Here is a 3,109-nt window from a genome sequence, read left to right as displayed (position 1 = left end):
GCTCCCGGCGGGCCGGTCGCCTTCCCGGTGGAATGCCCCTCTTCTCCGCCCTGGCGCTCGGGCGCGGACGCTCCGGTCAATGTGCCGCCCGTCGAACCGGACCTGCCCGCCATCCTTCGTTACGCGACGACACCCCGCGCGGACATCCACGACATCGCGACCAGTTTCGTCCGGCAGGCGCGCCCGTCCGACGCACGGACCGTCCGCGCACTCGCCGCGTTCGGAAGAGCGCTCGACGGTGACGCGCTTCGCTTCGCGGCGTCTCTTCCCGCGCACGCATGGACGCCCTACCGATTCCTGTGCGCGTACCGGGACCACGGCGCCCTGGATCTGGCTCCGGGCGCGCTTCCGCTCGTCTTCATGCTGGCCAGCAGCGACGCGTTCCTTCCCACCCACGCGCCCGCGCCCGACATTCCGCGCCTTCTCCGACTGAAGCGCCGGGAGATTGCCGCGGCATTCGGGTTTCCCGCGTCCGCGGCCGCGGTCCGCGCGCTGGCCAAAGTGCCGCCGCGCAACACGACGGTCCCCACGCTGCAATCGCTTCGGTCACTCCTGCGCCATGCGGCCGGGAACGCAACGGTCGCGAATCTCCTCCAACACACCCCCGTCCTCACGAGCGCCGTGATTCGCGTCATCGCCGACCCGGAACTGCGGGACAGCGTGTCCCCCTCCTTCCTGCGGGAACTGGCCACAATGCGCGACGCCGACGAGTTCAATCATGAACGCGTCCTGGCGGATGCCATTCGCATCGTTCTTGAGCGTGACCATGCCCCCCGGGTCTTCCGCGACCTGGTCCAGCTCCGCGAACTTCACCAGGCGGAGGCCGAGCGGCTCTGGCACGAACCGCCGACACCGGATGTCCGCTTTCCGCCGTCCCCCGTCGCCACGAGACGCGCCGACGCTCCCGGGCGCGCGCTGGTCGCGGAACACATCGCCTCCGCGCGCGAACTCACACGCGAAGGGCGCGCGATGCGCAACTGCATCGGCTCCCGGTTCTATGTGAAGAGAATCGCCGCGGGGGAGCTGGCCGCTTATCGCATCCTCGCGCCGTCCCGCGCCACGCTGACGCTGGAGCGTGGCGAGTTCGCACGATGGACGGTCGCGGAGTTTCGCGGGCGGGCCAACACCGCGCCGCCCGAGGAGACGCGCCACGCCGTGCGCCTTTGGCTGCACGAGGCGCAGATCCCGGACGCGTCCGGAAGCGCCGCCAGCCCCCACCGGGCCCTCCCCTGTCCCGCCCGCCCGTAGTGAACTCGCACCGGCGCCTTCCCCCCGGCCGGGTGGACGGCCATGCGTGCGACGCGGCTCCCGGCGGCCTCTCGCACATTCCGTGCGTTCATGCCTGCGGGGGGATCATCGCGATCCCGCACGCGCAGCCCCACCGCGCACCGTGAAGCGGAGGGCGCGCAGAGCCTCTGCGACGCGGGGGCTCCCCAAAACCCGGCTCCGGCGGCCTCGGGGAAGGGCGGCTTCGCCATGCCCTTCCTTCCTCGGCCCCGGAGCAAAACCAAAACGGGAAAAGGGTAAAAGGGTAAGAGAGCAAAGTGTAAAGACCGCCTCCGGCGGCCTCAAAAGGCCGACCTCGAGAGACGAAAGCCCAGGTAGCGGTCCCGGTAGCCCGGGTCGATCCAGCCGCGATTCGCGGAGCGGCAGTACCAGGCGTTGTTGAACCAGCCCCCGCCACGATCGACCCGGTACGAGCCCGAATCAGGACCGGCGGGATCGGTCACGGATCCGGGATAACCCCCATACCAATCCCAGCACCACTCCCACACATTCCCGTGCATGTCGTAAAGACCCCAGGCGTTGGGCGGTTTCGCCGCTACCTCATGGCTCTTCTCCCTGCTGTTCCCATAGTACCAGCCGACCCGCTCCAGATCGCTGTCGCCATTTCCCGACGAGAACCGCGTCTCCGTCCCCGCGCGACACGCGTACTCCCACTCCGCTTCCGTCGGCAGCCGGTAGCCGTTCGCATCGCGGTCCCATTTCACGCTCTCGCCATGGATCTGATACGCCGCCCGCAACCCCGCGCGCTCGCTCAGCGCGTTGCAGAACTTCACGGCATCGAACCACGACACTTTCTCCACCGGCAGCGCGCCGCCCTTGAAGTGGCTCGGATTGCTGCCCATCACCGACTTCCACTGCGCCTGCGTCACCTCCGTCGCCGACATCGAAAAACCCCGCGTCAGCGTCACCCGGTGCTGCTTCTCGTCACCGCCACGGCCGCTCTCGCCCGAAGCGCTGCCCATCGTGAAACTCCCCGCGGGTATCTCCACAAACACCAAGTCCATGTCACGCTCCACCCGTGCCACCCGCTCCCGTGCAGCCTGTTCCCGCGCAGCCTGTTCCCGCGCGGCCTGTTCCCGGGCGGCCTGCTCCCGCGCAGCCTGTTCCCGGGCGGCCTGATCTCGCGCGGCCCGCTCCCGCGCAGCCTGTTCCCGCGCAGCCTGCTCCCGTGCGGCATCCACCTCCCCGACCCAAGCCTCCACGGAACCTCCCATCTCCGGACGAATCCCCACCACCCGCGCGTACAGACCCCTCGCGGCGGCCCACTGCTCCGATTGCCGCGCCGAATCCGCCTCTTCGCAAAGACGCTCCACCTCCGCGTCCGCCTGAGTGTCCCACCCCTCCAGCGCCTTCAACGCCCACTCCGACAGCTCCGGAACCCTCTCTCTCACAAACTCGTACGCGGCCCGCGACTCCCTCCAGTCCCCGGCCTCCAGATGCCCGGCCCCGACCGCAAGCAACCCCTCACCCGCGCGGCGCCGCAATGCCGACCGTTCCCGATCCGGCACGCCAAAACCCTCCGACTCCCCAATCGAATCAAGCGCCTTCTCCCAATCCTCCGAATCCGCATAACCCGTCGCTCTCGCCAGATGCCCCCGATTCGACGAGACCTCCATCGTCAGACCCACCGCCGAACACACTGCCAGAACCACCACTCCCACCAGCAACGCACGATTCCGAAAGCGCAATCTCGCCTGATGCCGGTGTCGCGCCGCTTCCTCCGCAATCCCTCGCGCGTGTTCGTCCTCGGGATCCAGTTCCAGCACATCTCGAGCACGCCGCAACGCGCGACCATACCGACCCGCCGACAGCGCCGTCCCGG

The 3,109-nt window shown here is 69.1% G+C and carries 2 protein-coding genes; one reads left to right on the top strand and one right to left on the bottom strand.

Annotated elements, in window-relative coordinates; all coding sequences use genetic code 11:
- On the top strand, positions 1-1,248 hold a 1,248-nt coding region (locus tag QF819_11110; protein MDP6803699.1), incomplete at its 5' end, for a PcfJ domain-containing protein.
- 320 nt (positions 1,249-1,568) lie between these two features.
- Here QF819_11110 and QF819_11105 read toward each other — a convergent pair.
- The coding region (locus QF819_11105) for an SUMF1/EgtB/PvdO family nonheme iron enzyme (protein MDP6803698.1) at positions 1,569-3,109 on the bottom strand (1,541 nt) is incomplete at its 5' end.

The organism is Gemmatimonadota bacterium, from assembly GCA_030747075.1.
In the GTDB taxonomy this organism is placed as follows: domain Bacteria; phylum ARS69; class ARS69; order ARS69; family ARS69; genus ARS69.
The sequence above is the reverse complement of the archived record's forward strand: the minus strand, read 5'-3'. Positions and strand labels throughout refer to the sequence as shown.